This window comes from Streptomyces mutabilis (genome assembly GCF_014649815.1).
Lineage (GTDB): Bacteria > Actinomycetota > Actinomycetes > Streptomycetales > Streptomycetaceae > Streptomyces > Streptomyces mutabilis.
The window spans coordinates 1-596 of the sequence record NZ_BMTT01000213.1 but is presented as its reverse complement, the minus strand read 5'-3'; the positions used below and the strand labels follow the sequence as shown (position 1 = coordinate 596).

Below are 596 nucleotides of genomic sequence, written 5' to 3'. Positions count from 1 at the left end.
TTAGTACGGACTCAGAAGCAGAAATACGCTCAACGGTATTTGTACCTTTGAAAATTTCATCAATAAAACAATATATTGCGTTTTTGCTCTTCGTATTTAACAATCGATGAATAGATTTTAGTTCTGCCATAAAATAACTATCTCCTGATAAAACGTCATCTTTATTAGCCATGGATGTATAAACTTCTCCAGGATGATAAATAAAGGTGTCTGCTGTAACAGTGTTTAATGTTTGAGCGAGAATAAGATTACTTGCTACTGCTTTCATAAAGGTTGATTTACCAGATGCATTTGATCCAGTTAATAATATATTATTATTTACTTTTAAGCTATTTGATACTGCATTTTCGAGTAAAGGATGTACTAAATTTTCAAAGTCTATTTCTTTCTTTTCTACAGTAATAGTTGGTTCACAATACTTATCTAATGTCTGTCTATACATTGCTAATGAATAGTGATTATCTAGAGTACTTATATAGTCGTAACAAGTCAGTAATTCTTCTTGATATTTGGAGTATGTAGATTGAATTTTATGAAAGAAAAAGTAATCTAACATAAACACTTTTTTAAAGAACATGATAAAGGCGCCACCTATA

Annotated in this window: 1 protein-coding gene; it reads right to left on the bottom strand. The window is 29.7% G+C overall.

The genetic code is table 11. The annotated features are described in order from the left end of the window. The coding region (locus IE142_RS38420) for a MutS-related protein (RefSeq protein WP_229831273.1) at positions 1–556 on the bottom strand (556 nt) is incomplete at its 3' end. Positions 557–596 lie beyond the last annotated feature (40 nt).